An 18,156-nucleotide genomic window follows, 5' to 3' on the forward strand; every position below is an offset into this window, starting at 1 on the left:
ATCCGCCACGCCGCCAGCAGTCGCGCCGTGCGTCGCGGCCAGCGACGCGCCGGCGGCGAAGAAACGTGCGGCGCAGCCTTAGCTGAACATCAATGCGGTCAGCAGAAAATCGAGCCCGAGCACCGCGAGCGACGCGTACACGACAGTTTTGGTAGTCGCGCGTGACACGCCTTCCGGCGTCGGCTTGGCTTCATAGCCCTGAAAGAGCGCGACGAACGTCACCGCAAAGCCGAACACCACGCTCTTGACGACCCCGGCGCCGACATCGCGCCAGACGTCCACGCCACCCTGCATCTGCGACCAGAATGCGCCGGCGTCGACGCCGATCAGCAGCACGCCCACCACGTAACCGCCCAACACGCCGACCGCGCTGAAAATCGCGGCGAGGACCGGCATGGAGATAATGCCGGCCCACAGGCGCGGCGCAACCACGACCTTGACCGGATCGACGGCCATCATTTCCATCGCGGTCAGTTGCTCACCCGCCTTCATCAAACCGATCTCGGCCGTCAGCGACGTGCCGGCGCGGCCGGCGAACAGCAATGCCGTCACCACCGGCCCGAGCTCGCGCACGAGCGACAGCGCGACCAGCAGCCCCAGCGCCTGTTCGGAGCCATAGCGATTGAGCGTGTAATACCCCTGCAGGCCGAGCACGAAGCCGACGAACAGCCCCGACACGGCGATGATCACCAGCGAATAATTACCCACGAAGTGGATCTGCTTCGTGACAAGGCGCGGGCGGCGCAACAGCGGAAAAAACTCGAACACCAGCCGGAAGAAAAAGCGCGTGGCATAGCCCGCCGTGCCCAGCCCGTCGAGCACCGAGCGACCGATCGTGCTGATCATGAGCGACCTCCGCCGAAACCGAAGTCCGCCGCCAGCGGCGCCTTGCTCGGATAGTGGAATTTGAACGGGCCGTCCGGCGCGCCATCGATGAACTGCCGCACCGTCGGATCGGTCGATGCGCGCAGCTCGGCCGGCGTGCCCTCGGCGTGAACCCCGCCGTTGGCGAGGAAATAGACGTAATCGGCGATCGCGAACGATTCGGGCACATCGTGCGTGACCAGGATCGACGTCGCGCCAAGTGCCTGATTCAGCGCGCGAATCAGGTTCGCGGTGATACCGAGCGAGATTGGATCGAGACCGGCGAACGGCTCGTCGTACATCATCAGCTCGGGGTCGAGCGCGATTGCGCGCGCCAGCGCCACGCGCCGCGCCATGCCGCCCGAAATTTCCGACGGCATCAGCTCGCGCGCACCGCGCAAGCCGACCGCGTTGAGCTTCATCAACACGAGGTCGCGCAGCAATTCTTCGGGGAGATCGGTGTGCTCGCGCAGCGCGAAGGCGACGTTTTCGAACACCGACATATCGGTGAACAGCGCGCCGAACTGGAACAGCATGCCCATCTTGCGGCGCAGCGCGTAAAGGGCCTCGCGTGTCTGCTGGCCGACGTTCTGACCCTGAAACAGGATCTGGCCGCGCTGCGCTCGCACCAGGCCGCCGATCAAGCGCAGCACCGTGGTCTTGCCGCATCCCGAGCCGCCCATGACTGCAACGACCTGGCCGCGCTTGAAACGCAGGTTCAGGTTCGACAGGACGAGCCGGTCGCCGTAACCGAAGTCGACGTCGCGCAGCTCGAGTAAGGTCTCGGTAGAGGAAGACACCAAACTGACAGTCCTTTAAACGGAAGGCCGAATTATAGGGCCATCATGCAAAAGCTGCCTTGAGGTGCCCTCTCCGCTAACGAAGCCTGACGATTATCGCGTAAACCCTAGCTGCAATGCAGAAACGGCGGCAGCCGGATCCGCCGCTTGCGTGACCGCGCGCACTACGGCCGCGCAGCCGACACCCGTCGCCAGCACGTCGGGCAGCACCTGCAGGTCGATGCCGCCGATCGCCACCAGCGGCACGACGCCATCGAGCAGCCGCACGTAGCGCGCGAGACGCCTCAGACCCTGCGGCGCGGTCGGCATGACCTTGGTGGTGGTCGGAAACACCGCGCCCAACGCAATATAGCTGGGCCGGAAATGCAGCGCCCTCAGAATCTCGTAGTATCCATGCGTCGACAGTCCCAGCCGCATGCCGGCAGCCGCCAACGCGGACAGGTCGGCGGTGTGCACGTCTTCCTGACCGAGATGGACGCCGTACGCGCCCGCATCGAGCGCGGCCTGCCAGTGGTCGTTGATGAACACCTGGGCGTCGTGCGCGCGGCCGACCGCCACGCAGCGGGCGATTTCGCGTTTCAGCTCGGCGGCGGGTTCGGCCGATTTGCGGCGCAACTGCACCGTCTTCACGCCAAAGCTCAACACCCGTTCGACCCACTCGGCGGTCGGCAGCACCGGATACAGGCCCAGCCGATCCGGGCAGCGCGCGAACGCTTGCGCCGGCGCGGCCGGTAAGCCGGCGAGGCGCGGAAAACGGGCGAGATCGGCCGGGAAGGCGTCGTCCGCGCGGGTTTCGTCGCCGTCACGCCAGGCGAGCGCCAGCACCAGCGCGTCATGCGGGTCGAACCCGCAGTCGAGGAAAGCCGCCAGCGCCGCAATCCAGTCGTCGGCCAGATGGCCCTCGAGACGATACGTTTCGCCGCCCAGATGCAACGTGGCCGTGTTCTGCGCGGCTTCGATCACGCCGGCGCCTTGCACCAGCCAGCGCGCCACCTGCTCGCGATGCTGCTGCGCGTCCGCGATCACGATCAGGTCGCCGCCGTTCGGCGCGTCCGGCGCGGTCAGGCAGATGCGCCACGGCGCATGCGTCGGCGGCCAGTCGCCAAGGCGGGCGCGGATGCGCTCGGTGGCTTCGGTGAGTTCGTCGGCGGGCGGCCAGAACAGGTCGCGATCCTTCAATGCCAGTCTCTGCGTCATGCGGCGCTCCCGTCCTGGTGCCAGAACGGCATGCCGATCACCGGCGTGCTCGCGTGCGCGCTTTCGCGCTCGGCCATCGGCCCCGCCAGAAACGCCTCGCGCCCCGCTTCGACGCCCAGCGCGAATGCGCGCGCCATCGCCTCGGGGTGCGTCGCCTGCGACACCGCCGTGTTCAGCAGCACGCCGTCGAAACCCCACTCCATCACCTGCGCCGCATGCGACGGCACGCCGAGCCCGGCGTCGACGATCAGCGGCACGTCCGGCAGCCGCTCGCGCAGCACCCGCAGCGCGTAGGGATTGATCACGCCCTTGCCGGTGCCGATCGGCGCGCCCCACGGCATCAGCGCTTCGCAGCCGGCATCAAGCAGACGGCGGCCGATCACCAGATCTTCGGTGCAGTACGGCAACACCTTGAAGCCGTCCTTGATCAGCTGCGCGGCCGCTTCGATCAAGCCGACCGGGTCGGGTTGCAGCGTGTAGTCGTCGCCGATCAGTTCGAGCTTGATCCAGTCGGTTTCGAAAATTTCGCGTGCCATCTGCGCAGTCGTGACCGCCTCGCCGACGGTCAGGCAACCCGCCGTATTGGGCAGCAGCGGCACGCCATGGCGCTTGAGCAGATCGAAGAAGCCGGCTTCGGCGCCGGCTTCGTTCATCTGCCGGCGCAGTGCGACGGTCACCATGCCGGGGCGCGCCGCGTCGATCGAATCGGACAGCGACTGCAACGACGGATAGCGCGACGTGCCGAGCAGCACGCGGCTCGCGAAAGTCTCGCCGTACAGCGTCAGCGCGTCGGCGGTCTGGGGGGAAGTCATCTGCATCATCCTGGTTGGCGGCAAATCGTGGCGAGGCGCTTAACCGCCAGCCACCGGTTGCACGACATCGAGCCGGTCGCCCGGCTGCAGCGCGCGCGCCGCATGCTGGGTGCGCGCCACGAAATCGCCGTTCAGCGCTACCGCGAACGGCGGACGCGCACCGTACACGGCGAGCGCATCCGCGACAGTCGCGCCTTCGGGCAGCGACAACGGCTTCTGATTGATATGAATGTCCATGGTGTTCGAATACGGTTCAATCGAGGACGATAGCGACATGGCACGCGGCGTCGACACGCGCGACGCTCAAGCCGGCTCCCGTGCGCAGTCTGGTTGGAAAAGCTCACTCCAGCGGGCGTCGCGCCGCCAGTCGGCAAACGCGTCGGCATCGCCGATACGGCCGTCGAGCAGCGCCGCGGCGAAGCGCACGGCTTCGTCGGCGACCTCGGGCGCGATCATGTAGCCGTGCCGGTACAGGCCGTTCACGCGCAGCGTGCGCGCACCGTCCCACAGCAGCGCGGGACGGTGGTCCGGCAGCGTCGGGCGGCACTGCGAATTCAGTTCGAGAATGCGCGCCTCGCCGAAGCCGGGATGCACGGAAAACGCCGCGCTCAGCAGTTCGAGCGCAGAGCGCACGCTGACCGGCGACATGTCCTCGCCCTCCACTTCGGTGGCGCCGATCACATAGAGGTCTTTCTGCTTCGGCGCGATATAGAGCGGATAACGGGGATGCAGCAGCCGCACCGGGCGCGTCAGGTTGATACCGGGCGCATGCACACGCGCGACTTCGCCGCGAATGCCGCGCAACGTGGGCAACACCGCCTTCGCACCGAGCCCCCGGCAATCGATCGTGACGCGCGCGCGAGGTAGCGCGTGATCGTCGACCGGGGTATTCCAGTGGGTTTCGACGCCGCGCTGTGCGAGACCCGCGGCCAGCGCGGCCAGCACCTGGCGGTTATCCAGCTGGCCTTCGCGCGGCAGCAGCCAGCCCTGGTTGAAGCGCCCCGCCAACGCGGGCTCGGCGGCGCCGAGCTGTGCGCCCGCCAGCGTCACGAAACCGCCGTCGAGCAAGTCGGCCGGCGCGTTCGAGCGCACGCGGCGCTCGAACAACGGCGCTTCGGTGCGATCGGCGTGATGCCAGACGACCAGCGTGCCGTTGCGCTGAAAGAACACCGGCTCCGGCAGTTCGGCCAGCAGTTGCGGCCAGCTGTCGAGCGAACTCGCGCCCAGTCGTGTAATCAGCAACTCGGCGCTGGCGGCTTCGGCGAGCGGCGCCAGCATCGCTGCGGCGACCCACGCGGCGGCCTGCGTACCGGCCGCGTCGCCGCGCTCGTAAAGCGCCACGCGATGCCCTTGCCCGGCGAGTCGCCACGCGACCAACCGACCGCACAGGCCGCCGCCGAGCACGGCGAAATCAGGTTGCGCTGAACGGTTCATCGTGCGCGCTCCGTTGCGCGGCGGCGCGCAAGACCCAGGCGGCACGGCGCGCCAACCGCGACGCGACGAAGAGCAAAACACATAGGTGAAGAATAGGCGGTCATCGAGTCCTTTCCGTACGGCCCAAAAACGCACGTACCCAGGACGAAACCGGCGGGTGAAGCCGGCCGGGCAATCCGCGCGTACCGATGTACGGACGCCGCCCGGCGGGGAGTGGAAGACTGGCTGCTTCCGGAAACTTCCCGCGCCGGTATTACCCGGATCGGGTGCAAAGGGTCTCTCTCAGCCTCGCCGCCGCGGTGTGAAAATCACGCCGCCTGTGGGCGAAGCACCCCTGTTTCGTCGAAGGTCATTAGACCATAAAAGGCGCGACGCCCGCAAACCAGCGGCCGGCGCGTTCGGCAGGAGTTTGATCCGGCGGCATGTTTACCGCGCCGATAGGTTCGGGGGCGGCGCTCTGGCACAATGCCAGCACCGGATGCCGAAAAAACGCGGCGCGGACGGCACGCATTAGCGCCCGCGCCGGCAACATCGCGGCCGGATCCGGCCGCGATTATTAATTTTCGCTTAAGGGCTTCGCGCCAGAATCTGACGCTCGCCCGGACGCGCGTTCGTCGAGCACGACGCCCGGGGACGTACGGCACGCCCGCCGCCGGGCGGCCCAGACGGTGGGCCGCCCGGCGGATAGCCCGACGCAGGTCGACCCGGAGTGGATCAACCCGAGATGGGTCACCCCGGTATGGGGCAACACTTCGGATCGGCACTTCGGGCCAGCACTTCATCAGGACGCACATGACACCTACTACTTCTGCCAGTCCCGCACTGCCGCCCGACGAAAGGGTCTCCGCATGGAGCCTGATCAAGCCCTACTGGATCTCCGGAGAACGCAAGACGGCGTGGGGCCTGCTCATCGCGATCATCGCGATGAACCTGCTCGTCGTGTGGATCAACGTGCGCCTGAACCGCTGGAGCGCCGACTTCTACAACGCGCTGCAGACCAAGAACGTGCGCGATTTCCCGCACCTGCTGATGATTTTCTCGGGGCTCGCGTTCGGCTTCATCATTCTTGCGGTGTACGGGCGCTATCTGCGCCAGATGCTCGGCTTTCGCTGGCGCCAGTGGCTAACCACGCGCTATCTGGACGAATGGCTGAAAGACAGCGCCTTCTACCGGATCGAACGCGACCGGCTCGCCGACAACCCCGACCAGCGGATCAGTGACGACCTGCAATCGTTCGCCACCACGACGCTGTCGCTGACGCTCGACCTGCTATCGACGGTCGTCACGCTGGTGTCGTTCATCACGATCCTGTGGTCGCTGGCCGGCGCGCTGACCATCTCGCTCGGCGGCATGCCGCTGCACATTCCCGGCTACATGGTGTGGGCCGCGGCGCTCTATGCCGTGGTCGGTTCGCTGGTCATCCAGAAGGTCGGCCATCCGCTCGTGTCGATCAACTATCAGGCGCAGAAAGTCGAGGCGGATTTCCGTTTCGGCCTGATCCGTCTGCGTGAGAACGCCGAGCAGATCGCCTTCTACAACGGCATGGAAACCGAGAAGACGAACGCGCACACGCTGTTCGGTCGTATCCGCGGCAACTGGTGGCAGGTGATGAAGTACACCAAGCGGCTCACCTTCGTGCTGAGCTTCTACGGCCAGATCGCGATCATCTTTCCGCTGGTGGTCGCCGCACCCCGCTACTTCGCAGGCGCTTTTACCTTCGGTGTGCTGATGCAGATTTCGAGCGCGTTCGGCACCGTCAGCGATTCGTTCTCGTGGTTCATCAATAGTTACGCGAGCCTGGTCGAATGGCGCGCCACCGTGAACCGGTTGCGCGAATTCAAGCGCGTCGTGCACGCGCCGCACCTGAAGGAATCGGTCTCGCCGGCCACCGAGCATGGCGGCATCAACCTGCACTTCATCGATGCGAACCAGCTTTCCACCGACAACCTCACGCTCGCCTTGCCGAACGGCAACCCGCTGTCGCGCATCCGCGATGTCGCCATTCACCCCGGCTCGCGCTGGCTGGTGCGTGGCCCGTCCGGTTCGGGCAAGAGCACGCTGATGCGCGCGCTCGCCGGCTTGTGGCCGTTCGGCGACGGCTCGATCGACGCGCCCGTCAACGCGCGCATGATGTTCATCCCGCAGATCAGCTACATGCCGATCGGCACGCTCAAGGCGGCGCTCGCCTATCCGTCTGCGGCCGACACCTACACCGACGACGAATGCCGCGACGCGCTCGTGACCTGCCATCTGTCGGAGTATGCAGACCGCCTGCAGGAATCGGCGCACTGGACTCGTACGCTGTCGCCGGGCGAACAGCAGCGCTTCGCCGCCGCCCGCGTGCTGCTGCACAAGCCTGACTACCTGTTCCTCGATGAAGCGACCAGCGCGCTCGACGCGGAAAACGAAGCACGTCTATATCGCCTGTTCACGGAGCGGCTGCCGAAGGCGGCGATCGTCAGCGTCGCGCATCGCGAATCGCTGGCGGCGTTCCACGACGAAACGCTCGACGTCGAGCGCACGCCCGAAGCCGTCGCAGCGTAAGCGACGTGGCGCGTCAAACGCGCGACGCCTGCATTGGAAACGTCGCGGCGCGGCCGCGTGATCGCGCTGAGTTCTTTCGACGCGCACCGCTTTCGCGCAGACGCGCCGTTTGCCGTGACGGCGGCGGCGACAGCGGCGCTCGAATCGCTGGCTAATGCCGCGGCCGCGGAACTCGTGCCGCACTGCGTGACTGTCGACTGCGTGGGGCCCGTTTTGCATCCCTAAAGATCGCGGCCCTGATGCCGACCATGCATCGATGTGGACTCACGCCGCCGAAGCGACACTGCTAGGTCGTGCCGCCGAGCCCGCGGCTGTCGCCGTGCTGATCGCATTCCTGCCCTCCGACGAAGCGCGCCGCGTTACCGGCCAGGTGATCCACGTCGACGTCGGTCTGACGCTCGGCTGAGCGGCGATTCGGCACTAGAGAAACTTCGGCACTTCGGCCACCCCCCACTGCCCTCACCCCACGGCAAGACGCACCACCACCCTGCGCCCGAAGGGCATCACCCGATGCAACATCCAGAAACACCCGAGAAGAGTTCGAAAGCATTTGCGAAGCGGGCAAGCTGTTCCGCCCTTTGAAAATGCCTGCGGGCAGCGACGATAGTCGTGCGGGCCGTACGTCGTGCTGCCCCCCACGTCATTCACTGCTACCGGACTCTCCGCCCATGTCATTCGATCGCCGCTCCCATCCTTTGACCCAGCGCGTCGCGCTCGCACTCGGCGCAGCCCTGCTGCTCGCGAGCGCGGCGCACGCAGCGCAAGCCACCGCACCGAACGAGCCCGCGGACGCGTGTCCCGCGCTCAGGCACATCGTCGAAGCAACCGATTTCAAGCAGCTGCACGATCAACCCACCGCGCAACTGCCGGGCATGTCGGGCGCGCAAGACTGTCGCGCCAACCAGCACGCGTACGATTGCCACTGGCGGGCGCACTGGCAAGCAGACGGCGTGATCAACGATCCGCTCGAAGAATTCGGCGCGGACATTGCTGCGTGCTTCCCGAACGTCGTGCACGACGTCAACACGCCGACCCGTCAGCATTTCGTCGTGACCACTGCCGACCGGCGCGTCAGCATCACGGCGAGCGTGCAAGGGCAAAACGAATTGCGCCTGCGCGTGACGCGCTGAGCGTGGGTCCGGTCGCCTTGTCCGCAGTGATCCGCTGCCTTCCCTGACCGCCACCCGGCACCGCCTCATGAGCCTCACGCGGAGCATGCGCGCCGACGCTTTGATGCGCGCCCCACGCGCCGCACGGGCAAGATTGCGGCGCCCTTGCGCGTGGCTGGCCGTCGCCGCTACGCTCGCGCTCGGGCTGAACGGCTGCGCATGGACACTGATCCAGGCGGCCGACGCCACCGGCTCGGTGATTCAGGCGGGCTATGCGATCGCGGCGAACTACTCGTCGCCGACCTTCGTCAACGGCCAGCCAGCCGACCTGCACCACGTCTGCATCGAAGTGAACCAGACGGTGTCGGTCGGCGATTTCGTGCCGGCCCTGCAAATCGCGCTCAACCGGCGCGGTATTCGTTCGGATGTCTACAATCCGGGCACCTCGCCCGCCGGATGCGAGGCGCGTCTCGTCTACAACGCGGCGATCGATTACGGGCGCCGCTCGTTCAGCGAGGAATCGATCCAGTACCTGTCGATCATCGATCTGACGCTGATCCAGAACGGCCGCATTCTCGTCACGGCCCGCTATCAAACCGGCGGACTCAACACCGACCGCTTCTCGTCGGCGTCGACCAAGCTCAGCGGTTTGATCGACCGGATGGTGGTCGATCAGACCGACTTCGCACGGCAACCGATGCAGACCATTCAAACGTCGCAGGCGAACTGAGTACGCGCGCTGCTTGCTTAGTCTTACCCGGGAAAGGATTCGAAAGTGTGGCGCGCTTTGCTCCGCACGTGCGGATCACTAAGATGATCTGAATGAACCAAACCATTCTGGTCGTCGACGACGACCCCGTCGTACGTCAGCTCGTCAGCGAATATCTGCAGGGGCGCGGCTTCAAGGTCGCCACGCTCGAACACGGCATGGCGCTGCAGCGCAAGTTGCAGGAAGAACGTCCTGCGCTGGTCGTGCTCGACATCATGATGCCCGAGCTCGACGGCATCAGTGCGCTACGCGCGTTGCGCGTCGCCGGCGACGACATTCCCGTGATCCTGCTGACCGCGCGTGCCGATCCGATCGATCGCGTGATCGGCCTCGAACTCGGCGCCGACGACTACCTCGGCAAGCCATTCGAACCGAGCGAACTGGTCGCGCGGGTTCGCACTGTGCTGCGCCGTCGCGGCGCGATTGCGCCGAGTGCGCCGGAGCAACGTGCGCCGTACCACTTCGGTCGTTTCGAAGTGAATTTCCCGGCACGCGAGTTACGTCGCGATGGCGAGCGCATCACGCTGCGTTCGAGCGAATTCGCCATGCTCAAGGTGTTCGTCACCCACGCGATGACCGTGCTCACACGCACGCAGTTGCTGGAGAAACTGCACGGCAATAGCGAGGCGCATCGCAATCGCAGCCTCGACGTATCGATCTGGCGCTTGCGCCGGTTGATCGAAGTCGATCCGTCCGAGCCGCGTTATGTGCAAACTGTGTGGGGCCGCGGCTATGTGTTCGTGCCGGACGGCGAGATCGGCGCCGCTGAACGGAGTGTGCCGCCGCTCGCGTAACACAGCGGACGACGCACAATCGCACGGCGCAACCGGCGGCGCAACTGGCGGCGCAACTGGCAGCGCAACTGGCAGCGCAACTGGCAGCGCAACTGGCAGCGCAACCGGCGACAAGCATCGCCCAACTTGCACGCCGGCTTCAGAAGGTCAGCACGCTCAGGAACATTCGCTGCAGCCAGCCCATCGTGGTGGCGTCGGACACCATGCCCACACCGGCCTGTTCGATACGCGCGTTCGCGACCTTGCTGGACGCCACATAATTGCCTGCTTCGATATCCTTAGGATTGACGATGCCCGACAGGCGCAAGCGGTCGCGGTTGCCGCTCATCGCGATCACCTTCTCGCCCGACACTACGAGGTTGCCGGTCGACATGGTGCCGATCACGGTGACGGCGAGCGTGCCCGTCATGCCGCTGACGTCGGTAAGATTGCCCTGGCCTTTGTAGTCGGTACTCGCCGAGCCGATATTGAACAGTCGCGCGAGCCGCGCGGCGGCGTTGGTCGACTTGTCGGCGGCGTCGGCGGTGATGCTGCTCGCGCGGCTCGCCGACGCGGTCGAGCTATTGTTGCCGCTATACGATTCCGCGAGGCGGATGGTCAAAACGTCGCCGATATGTTGGGCACGCGGCGTTTCATAAAGCAGCAACAGCGTGCCCGCCTGATAGATGGCGCCCTGCGTATTGACGTTCAGCGGCGCCGACGCGAGCGGCGGCTGCTGATGACTCGCGCAAGCCGCGAGACACGCCGCGGTACCGAGCGCAGTGGTGAAACGTAGCGCGCTCATCGGTAGTCCCTCGCGGGATGATTTGATGTCAGGAGTACTCATCATCCCGCCTCGGCTTCACTCGCCTGCCATTGCCGCACGACCGACTTCACCCAGGCGTCCGAGCCCTTCAGCAGGTACGTGAGCGTGCCATTGCGGGTGCCGGGCAGAAAGCACAACGTGATCGAGCTCACCGCGTTTTCCCACACATACATCGGCATCGCACCCGACGACGAGACGTTTTTCGTCGCGAGACGCGGCGCGCCGTAGCGCTCTTCGAGCGCGTCGCGCAAGTCCTCGGCGGTGACCTCGTCGATCACGAAAGACATCTCGTACAGACACAACGCGCTTTGCGCGTCGGTCCGCGCGAAGCGCAGCACGTGCTCCAGCGCGGGCGTGCCGTCGACGACCGCTTGCGAAACCGCCCAGCGGTCATCCTCGCGGTGCGCCCAGCGGCATGCCACGGTCAGGCTCTGGTGCGATTTCAGCCGCATGCCGAGCGCGCCCGCCTGCACGTCGGTTTCGCAGACGGGTACGCTGCCGATTGGCGTCGCCCGCACGGCCGAGCCCGAGCGGAATTCGTCGAGCGTGATGCCGAGTGCCACGCCGCGAAACGCGAATGGCGCGTCCGGCGAGCGCCGCCGCGCATCGGCCGATGTGTTGTTCGACGCGGCGCTGGCCGGCTTCGCTTCGCGTGCGACGGGCTGCGCCCCGGCAGCCAGCGAAAAGATGCTGCCCAGCAGCGCCAATGCACAGACAATCCGTTTGAGAGTCATGGTTCAGTCGATGGCAGAGGCGCACATATCGAACGGCGTGGCCGCGGCATGGCCGACGACCGGGATGATTTTCAGCGTGGCCGAAGTCAGCCGGCACGGCAGCGCGGCGACGGCACAGCCGCCGAGCGACGGCACAGCCGCCGAGCGACGGCACAGCCGCCGAGCGGCAGCAGCGCCGCGCCCAGCGTCAAACGCGCAACGATACGCAGGAAACAATCAGGAATGCTCGGAATCGACACACGCGCCTCGTTGGCTCAAGCCGTCGTGTTGACGTTATGCCCGACGAGCCCGGCAGGCGGCGACGGCTGTGTGTGCGTCGTGGCCTGCTGTAACCGTGCAAGCGCGTCCGAGCTGTTTGCGGCAGCGGGTTTTTCCGTCGCCGGCGCGGATGCCAGCGGAAAGCGGGTCGAACTGAGGTTGCTGTGGATGGTCATCGTGAGCCTCGCAGGGTGCCAGGTTTTCAAATTCACGCCGCGTGCCGTGAGCCAATTCATCGAGGCGGTCCCGGCAGCCGGCGCAACGTACTGCACGACGAATCATCCCGCCGCGCCTGGCCTCGCGATGCACGAAGAAAAGCGCGCTTTCCGGCGGTTCTTACGAGCCGTTCCGAGGCGTTGCGTCCGGTTGCGATTGCGTGAGAATTCTTTCACCGGCGCAATGTCGGCAAGGCTAAACTTACCCGGTGCGATGGCGCGCGTTGCCCGAGGCCGCCGTGCCGGGATATGCTGCCAAGCCTTGGTGGCGGGCCTGCCACGCAGGTCGGCCACGACGGCGCGGCGCATCGTAAGCATTGGTAAGAAAAGAGTCGGCCGCGCGTTGCACGCGCCAGTCTAGAATTTCGCCATGAATCCACAGGTCCTTATCGTCGACGACGATCCGGTCGTACGCGATCTGCTTTGCAAGTTTCTGCAATCGAACGGCTTTGACGCGTCCGTGCTGCACGACGGCACCCACCTCCAGCGCCGGCTCGAACGTGAACGGCCGTCGGTCGTCGTGCTCGACATCATGATGCCGAACACCGACGGCCTGCGCGCGCTCACCGCGCTGCGCGCCGCCGGCGACGACATTCCCGTGATCTTCGTGACCGCACGCGGCACGGTGGCCGACCGCATCGTCGGGCTCTCGCTCGGCGCAGACGACTATCTGACCAAGCCGTTCGATCCGCGCGAATTGCTCGCGCGCATCCATACCGTGTTGCGCCGTCGCGGGCCGCCCACCACCAGCGCGCCGGAAGCGCGCAAGCGGTATCGCTTCGGTCCGTTCGAACTCGACTTCGCAACCCGTTCGCTATCGCGCGACGATACGAAGCTGCCGTTGCGCGACAGCGAATTCGCTCTCCTGAAAATCTTCGTCAACAATCCGTACAAGGTGCTGTCGCGCGTGCTGATTCACGACCTCGTGCATCGCGACAACCTCGCCTTCCGCGACCGCAGTCTCGACGTGCCGATCTGGCGACTGCGCCGCGTGATCGAAGAAGATCCGTCCAATCCGTGCTACGTGCAGACGGTGCGCGGCAAAGGCTACGTGTTCGTGCCCGACGCCGACGGTGCGCCCTTCGACGACGAGGCCGCCCCAAGCGCATGAAAAATCCGCTGAACACGCTGTTCGGCAGAATGGCGTTGCTGTCGGCGGCGGTGTTGTTCGCGATACAGGCCGGCTGGTACGTGCTGGTGGTGATGCAACCGCCGCGCCATGAAATCGACGGCTTCGCACGCGGCATTCTGCTGGTGCTGCAGGCCATCAACGGCGAGCCGATGAAGGGCGCCGCGCTTGCGCCCGCGCTGCGCGTGCATCTGGTGCCCACCTGGAACATGCCGGCAAGCGTACATCTGCGTCCGCCCATGCGTGGTCCGCTGGCCGACCTGAGCCGACAATTGCAGCAAAATCTACCGCCCGGCACGCAGATCGCCGTCGACGACGTGCGGCCGCCGCAGCTGTGGGTACTGTTCCCCGGCAAATCGAACTGGGTGGTCGTGCCGGTCGACGTACCGCCGCGCCCGCGCTTTCTCGTCGAAACCGTATCGATGCTGCTCGCTGCGCTGATCCTGTCGCTATTCGCGGTCTGGCAGATGCAGCGGCCCCTGTCGCGCGTCGCCGACGCCGCCCGCGAGTTTGGTTCAGGCGGCCGGCCGGAACCCGTCACCGTGCAAGGTCCGCGCGAGCTGCGCGATCTGATTGGTTCGTTCAACGACATGATGCGGCGCCTGAACGAAGCGGGCGACGACCAGGCCGTGATGCTCGCCGGCGTCGCGCACGATCTGAAAGCGCCGCTCACGCGGCTCAAGCTGCGCGCCAGCGTGCTGGTGGCCGAGAGCGAGCGCGCCGGCCTGATCCGCGACGTCGACTCGCTCACCAACATCGTCCAGCAGTTCCTCGAATTCGCGGGCCGCTCCGCCGACGCTGGACCGCCCGTCGAAGTCGACGAATTTCTGCAGGAACAGTTTTCCGCCGGCGACAGCGCCGACGCGCCCCTGTTCACGCTCGATCTGTGCGCCGGCCCGTCGTTCACGCTGCCGCGCACGCTGCTCGACCGGCTCGTGACGAACCTCGTCGACAACGCGCTCGAACACGGTGCGCCGCCGGTGGACATCCGCACCGCGCGCAATGACCGGCACTGGGTCATCAGCGTGCGCGACCGCGGTCCCGGGATTCCCGACGACCGCATCGCCGCCGCGATGAAACCGTTCGTCCGGCTCGATGCCGCCCGCGGCGGCGAAGGCCATTGCGGCCTCGGCCTCGCGATCGTCGCGCGGCTCGCGCACGATCGCGGCGGACGCTGTCATGTGCGCAATCATGCGCAAGGCGGGTTGGAAGTGCTGATCGAATTGCCGGTTGTCGCGGCATCGACATAACAGAGCACAAATCGGAGCGCAAAACGGCGGGCGAATCGGCCGGCGGCGTGCGCACTTACGCGCCCTTACTGGATGGATTGCCGCGCTGGCAGCTGCCGTATAGTCACACCCGGCAACCTCGATGCCGCCCTTCTCTGTCCGCCCGGTCACCTGGGGCGGACTTTTTTTTGCCCAATGCTTCGGCGCGGCTCAGCTCACGAGCCGGCTGCGCAATGTGTCGATCGTCGTTTGCGACATGCCGAGGCCGCGCGTCAGATACCGCTCCATCGTGCCGTAGCTCGCCTGCACCTGGTCGAAGCCGGCTTGCAGATAACTTTCCTGAACCTCCAGCAACGGCGTCTCGATGGTGACCACCGCGTCGCCGTCCTGCGCGCGCAGCGTTTCGATTTGCGCGTTGATCGACTGGATCAGGTAGGTGTTACTCAACAGATAGTCCTGCATGATCACGTCGAGCGGAACGTTGGCGATGCTGAGCAACAGTGCCGCGACCCAGCCTGCGCGATCCTTGCCCGCGTTCGAGTGAAACAGTTGCACACCGGTGCTATTGGCCAGATCCGTCAGCAGCTCGCCGTACGCGGCACGCTGCGCGCCGCCGTTCACATAAGCGCGCGCCTGCGATTCCATGAATGCGACGGCGGCGGCGGCCGTATCCAGCGCGGGCGTGACGAAATCGCTGGTGCCAAGCACGTTGAGCGTCTGCACACTCGCGCCGCCCGCCAGTACGTCGGCGCTACGTTCAATCTCGCCGGGGGTGCGCAGATCGTAGACCGACGCAATGCCCAGTTGACCGAGCGTTGCTTCGTCAGCGGTGCTGAGCGTCAGCGCATTCGCGCGATAGAAGACACCGCGGCGGACCCGTTTCGCGTCGACGGTCAGGTAGCCGGCGCCGACGCCCGCCAGATCGCGGAAATTGCTGACCGACGCGAGGCGCGGAGTGTCAGGCAGGTCTGTGCCGTCGAGACCGCCGCCGCATGCGGAGAGCAGCCCGCTGCCCAGTCCGGAGACCAGCACGGCGCTCGCCGAGCCCTTCAGAAAGCTGCGCCGCGACGCGGACGATGGGTTGAGCGCGCGCTGACCTTCCCGCACTGTCGTGCTCGCAAAGCGGCGGGATGGCGGGCAGTTTTTCGCGGTTGCAAGCATTCGGCGTGGCTGGCGCGGGCGTGAGAAGGTTGTTCGCAGCAAAGGGGCTGCGCGCGCAGTTTAACGGTGACAAATAACTTTTGCATTACGCAGTAGTAGTTCGTAAGGCAACACATGGTCCGCGCTCGCGTACTGACGGCGGGATTATCGTTCAACGCCGCCGCGCCGGCTTGTTTCCGGTCAGATTTCCAGTGGCTGGCGTCTCTTATCGACTATTACTGACATCTGCCATTTTTAACCACAACTGGCCACACAACGCCGCATCCCTGTAGAGTACAAACACCTTCCATCGAGCCCCGGCAGGCAGAAAGACCTGGAGATCACAACAAAACATGTCTTCTCCCCAATGGTTCAACGGGCTGACCGGGCGCAAGCACCGGACGATTTACGCCGGCTCGGACCATCTGCTCGTGATCGTCGCCGCGTTGGGGCTGCCCGAAACCAAAGGCAAGGTGCTCGGCGCAGCCCGCTGTGTCGCCTGATTCGCCGCCACCCACATGAAAACGATCGTTCCTGATGGCGGCGTCATCGGCGTCGCCAGCGCTTGGCGCGTCGCGTTCATCACGCCGCCGACGTTAAAAAGCCGGGTCCACCCTCTCAGGTGGCCCGGCTTCCGTTTTTTACCGCTTTGATGTACCGCTTGATATGCCGTTGAACGGCACATTGTCGTCTCCACCTCTTCCTGCAAGCAGTGGCCGGCCTCCGCTTCACAGCGACGAAACCGACCCAAAGACGTTTAGCGCGGCAGGTCCGAATGCCCCATCAGGAACGCATCGACCGAACGCGCGCACTGACGGCCTTCACGAATCGCCCACACCACCAGCGACTGGCCGCGACGCATGTCGCCCGCGGTGAACACCTTGTCCACCGACGTGTAGTACGCCTTGTCACCTTCGGTCGACGCCCGCACGTTGCCGCGCGCATCCTTGTCGACGCCGAATGCTTCGAGCACCGGCGACACCGGCTGCGTGAAGCCCATCGCGAGCAGCACCAGATCGGCCTTCATTTCAAATTCGGAGTTCGGCACTTCATGCATCTTGCCGTCCTTCCATTCGACGCGCGCAGCGATCAGCTTTTCGACCTTGCCATTCTTGCCTTCGAGGCGCTTGGTAGCGACCGCCCAATCACGCTCGCAGCCTTCGTCATGCGACGACGACGTGCGCAGCTTGATCGGCCAGTACGGCCACACGAGCGGCTTGTTCTCTTCTTCCGGCGGTTGCGGCAACAGTTCGAACTGCGTGACGCTCTTCGCGCCGTGACGATTCGACGTACCGACACAGTCCGAACCCGTATCGCCGCCGCCGATCACGACCACGTGTTTGCCCTTGGCGAGCAACTGGTTCGTGACCTTGTCGCCAGCGTTGACCTTGTTCTGTTGCGGCAGAAATTCCATCGCGTAGTGCACGCCCTGCAGCTCACGGCCCGGCACCGGCAGATCGCGCGGCATTTCGGAACCGCCGGCAATCACGATCGCGTCGAACTGTTCTTTCAGTTCGGCCGGCGTGATGGTTTCCTTCGCCGTGTTGCCGATGTGCTCCGGCAACGAGTCCGGCTTGCCGATGAACACGTTGGCACGGAACGTCACGCCTTCGGCTTCCATCTGGCGCATGCGGCGATCGATCAGCCACTTTTCCAGCTTGAAGTCAGGGATGCCATAACGCAACAAGCCGCCGATGCGGTCATTCTTCTCGAACACAGTGACGTCGTGCCCCGCACGCGCGAGCTGCTGCGCGACGGCCAGACCGGCAGGGCCGGAGCCGACCACGGCAATCTTCTTGCCGGTCTTGTGCTTCGGCAGCTGCGGCGCAACCCAGCCTTCGGCCCAGGCTTTGTCGATGATCGCGTGCTCGATCGACTTGATGCCGACCGGGTCGTCGTTGATGCCGAGCGTGCACGCCGCTTCGCACGGTGCCGGACAAATACGGCCAGTGAATTCGGGGAAGTTGTTGGTCGAGTGCAGCACTTCGATCGCATTCTTCCAGTCCTGATGGAACACCAGGTCGTTGAAGTCCGGGATGATGTTGTTGACCGGGCAGCCGTTGTTGCAAAACGGAATGCCGCAGTCCATGCAGCGTGCGCCTTGAATCTTCGCTTCGTCGTCGGTCAGCGCGGCGACGAATTCCTTGTAGTGCTTCACACGCGTGAGCGGAGCTTCATACGCCTCGTGGCGGCGCTCGAACTCGAGAAAACCGGTTGCCTTGCCCATGTGGTTCTCTTCTCTATCTGTTTCAGGTGGGGTGATCTACACCCGCCGCGGGTCGAATCATCGAAGAGCGGCGGGTACGGCTAAATGTGGCGTCTG

The 18,156-nt window shown here is 65.4% G+C and carries 18 protein-coding genes, 1 pseudogene and 1 riboswitch; of the genes and pseudogenes, 8 read left to right on the forward strand and 11 right to left on the reverse strand.

The genetic code is table 11. The features are described from left to right. Nucleotides 1-78 precede the first annotated feature (78 nt). The 6 genes from mlaE to BN2475_RS04350 form a co-directional block, all read right to left on the reverse strand. Entirely contained in the window at nt 79-846 is a 768-nt protein-coding gene (mlaE, locus tag BN2475_RS04325) for a lipid asymmetry maintenance ABC transporter permease subunit MlaE (RefSeq protein WP_094778350.1), read from the reverse strand. Then, the gene (locus BN2475_RS04330; protein WP_094778400.1) at nt 843-1,664 is read right to left on the reverse strand and encodes an ABC transporter ATP-binding protein; all 822 of its coding nucleotides are present in this window, start codon (nt 1,662-1,664) and stop codon (nt 843-845) included. The genes mlaE and BN2475_RS04330 overlap by 4 nt, the downstream gene beginning before the upstream one ends. Before the next feature lie 93 nt (nt 1,665-1,757). After that, complete coding sequence (thiE, locus tag BN2475_RS04335) at nt 1,758-2,861, reverse strand: thiamine phosphate synthase (protein WP_094778351.1); 1,104 nt, start codon at nt 2,859-2,861, stop codon at nt 1,758-1,760. After that, nucleotides 2,858-3,673, reverse strand: a complete 816-nt coding sequence (locus tag BN2475_RS04340; RefSeq protein ID WP_094778401.1) for a thiazole synthase — start codon at nt 3,671-3,673, stop codon at nt 2,858-2,860. Before BN2475_RS04340 ends, thiE begins: the two co-directional genes overlap by 4 nt. Before the next feature lie 39 nt (nt 3,674-3,712). Further along, a complete protein-coding gene (gene thiS / locus BN2475_RS04345) occupies nt 3,713-3,910 on the reverse strand; it encodes a sulfur carrier protein ThiS (protein WP_094778352.1) in 198 nt (65 codons plus the stop codon). Between the two features lie 66 nt (nt 3,911-3,976). Continuing rightward, nucleotides 3,977-5,107 (reverse strand): FAD-dependent oxidoreductase, encoded by a 1,131-nt coding sequence (locus BN2475_RS04350; RefSeq protein ID WP_094778353.1) that lies wholly within the window; start codon nt 5,105-5,107, stop codon nt 3,977-3,979. A gap of 222 nt (nt 5,108-5,329) precedes the next feature. Continuing rightward, a riboswitch (TPP riboswitch) is annotated at nt 5,330-5,453 on the reverse strand. Between the two features lie 446 nt (nt 5,454-5,899). Here BN2475_RS04350 and BN2475_RS04360 point away from each other — a divergent pair. From BN2475_RS04360 to BN2475_RS04380, 5 genes and pseudogenes are all read left to right on the forward strand, one after another. After that, nucleotides 5,900-7,651, forward strand: a complete 1,752-nt coding sequence (locus BN2475_RS04360; protein WP_094778355.1) for an ABC transporter ATP-binding protein/permease — start codon at nt 5,900-5,902, stop codon at nt 7,649-7,651. Between the two features lie 12 nt (nt 7,652-7,663). Next, nucleotides 7,664-8,057 (forward strand): annotated as a pseudogene (locus tag BN2475_RS04365) (SDR family oxidoreductase); the annotation flags it as partial. A gap of 262 nt (nt 8,058-8,319) precedes the next feature. After that, entirely contained in the window at nt 8,320-8,781 is a 462-nt protein-coding gene (locus tag BN2475_RS04370) for a hypothetical protein (RefSeq protein ID WP_094778356.1), read from the forward strand. Between the two features lie 103 nt (nt 8,782-8,884). Continuing rightward, the gene (locus tag BN2475_RS04375) at nt 8,885-9,490 is read left to right on the forward strand and encodes a hypothetical protein (RefSeq protein WP_162844458.1); all 606 of its coding nucleotides are present in this window, start codon (nt 8,885-8,887) and stop codon (nt 9,488-9,490) included. A 92-nt stretch (nt 9,491-9,582) separates the two neighbouring features. Beyond that, a complete protein-coding gene (locus tag BN2475_RS04380; protein WP_094778357.1) occupies nt 9,583-10,323 on the forward strand; it encodes a response regulator in 741 nt (246 codons plus the stop codon). Nucleotides 10,324-10,462: 139 nt separating this feature from the next. On the opposite strand, the gene BN2475_RS04385 is transcribed toward BN2475_RS04380, so the two are convergent. From BN2475_RS04385 to BN2475_RS36180, 3 genes are read right to left on the reverse strand one after another with little or no spacing between them, the layout of a single operon-like run. Then, a complete protein-coding gene (locus BN2475_RS04385; protein WP_094778358.1) occupies nt 10,463-11,107 on the reverse strand; it encodes a flagellar basal body L-ring protein FlgH in 645 nt (214 codons plus the stop codon). A 41-nt stretch (nt 11,108-11,148) separates the two neighbouring features. Next, nucleotides 11,149-11,862 (reverse strand): hypothetical protein, encoded by a 714-nt coding sequence (locus BN2475_RS04390; RefSeq protein ID WP_094778359.1) that lies wholly within the window; start codon nt 11,860-11,862, stop codon nt 11,149-11,151. 3 nt (nt 11,863-11,865) lie between these two features. After that, a complete protein-coding gene (locus BN2475_RS36180) occupies nt 11,866-11,997 on the reverse strand; it encodes a DUF6726 family protein (protein WP_281254179.1) in 132 nt (43 codons plus the stop codon). Nucleotides 11,998-12,705: 708 nt separating this feature from the next. On the opposite strand from BN2475_RS36180, the gene BN2475_RS04405 reads away from it, so the two are divergent. Both BN2475_RS04405 and BN2475_RS04410 read left to right on the forward strand, forming a co-directional pair. After that, nucleotides 12,706-13,446 (forward strand): response regulator, encoded by a 741-nt coding sequence (locus tag BN2475_RS04405; protein WP_094778361.1) that lies wholly within the window; start codon nt 12,706-12,708, stop codon nt 13,444-13,446. Further along, entirely contained in the window at nt 13,443-14,714 is a 1,272-nt protein-coding gene (locus BN2475_RS04410) for an ATP-binding protein (RefSeq protein ID WP_094778362.1), read from the forward strand. The genes BN2475_RS04405 and BN2475_RS04410 overlap by 4 nt, the downstream gene beginning before the upstream one ends. A gap of 189 nt (nt 14,715-14,903) precedes the next feature. Here the strand turns inward: BN2475_RS04410 and BN2475_RS04415 are convergent, their stop codons facing one another. Continuing rightward, complete coding sequence (locus BN2475_RS04415) at nt 14,904-15,854, reverse strand: tyrosine-protein phosphatase (protein ID WP_094778363.1); 951 nt, start codon at nt 15,852-15,854, stop codon at nt 14,904-14,906. 332 nt (nt 15,855-16,186) lie between these two features. On the opposite strand from BN2475_RS04415, the gene BN2475_RS34170 reads away from it, so the two are divergent. Beyond that, nucleotides 16,187-16,336, forward strand: a complete 150-nt coding sequence (locus BN2475_RS34170) for a hypothetical protein (protein WP_159444521.1) — start codon at nt 16,187-16,189, stop codon at nt 16,334-16,336. Between the two features lie 254 nt (nt 16,337-16,590). Here BN2475_RS34170 and BN2475_RS04420 read toward each other — a convergent pair whose 3' ends face one another. Next, nucleotides 16,591-18,060: a glutamate synthase subunit beta gene (locus tag BN2475_RS04420; protein ID WP_094778364.1), complete on the reverse strand. Its 1,470-nt coding sequence runs from the start codon at nt 18,058-18,060 to the stop codon at nt 16,591-16,593. Nucleotides 18,061-18,156: the final 96 nt, after the last annotated feature.

The sequence above is a fragment of the Paraburkholderia ribeironis genome (genome assembly GCF_900019265.1).
GTDB lineage: Bacteria > Pseudomonadota > Gammaproteobacteria > Burkholderiales > Burkholderiaceae > Paraburkholderia > Paraburkholderia ribeironis.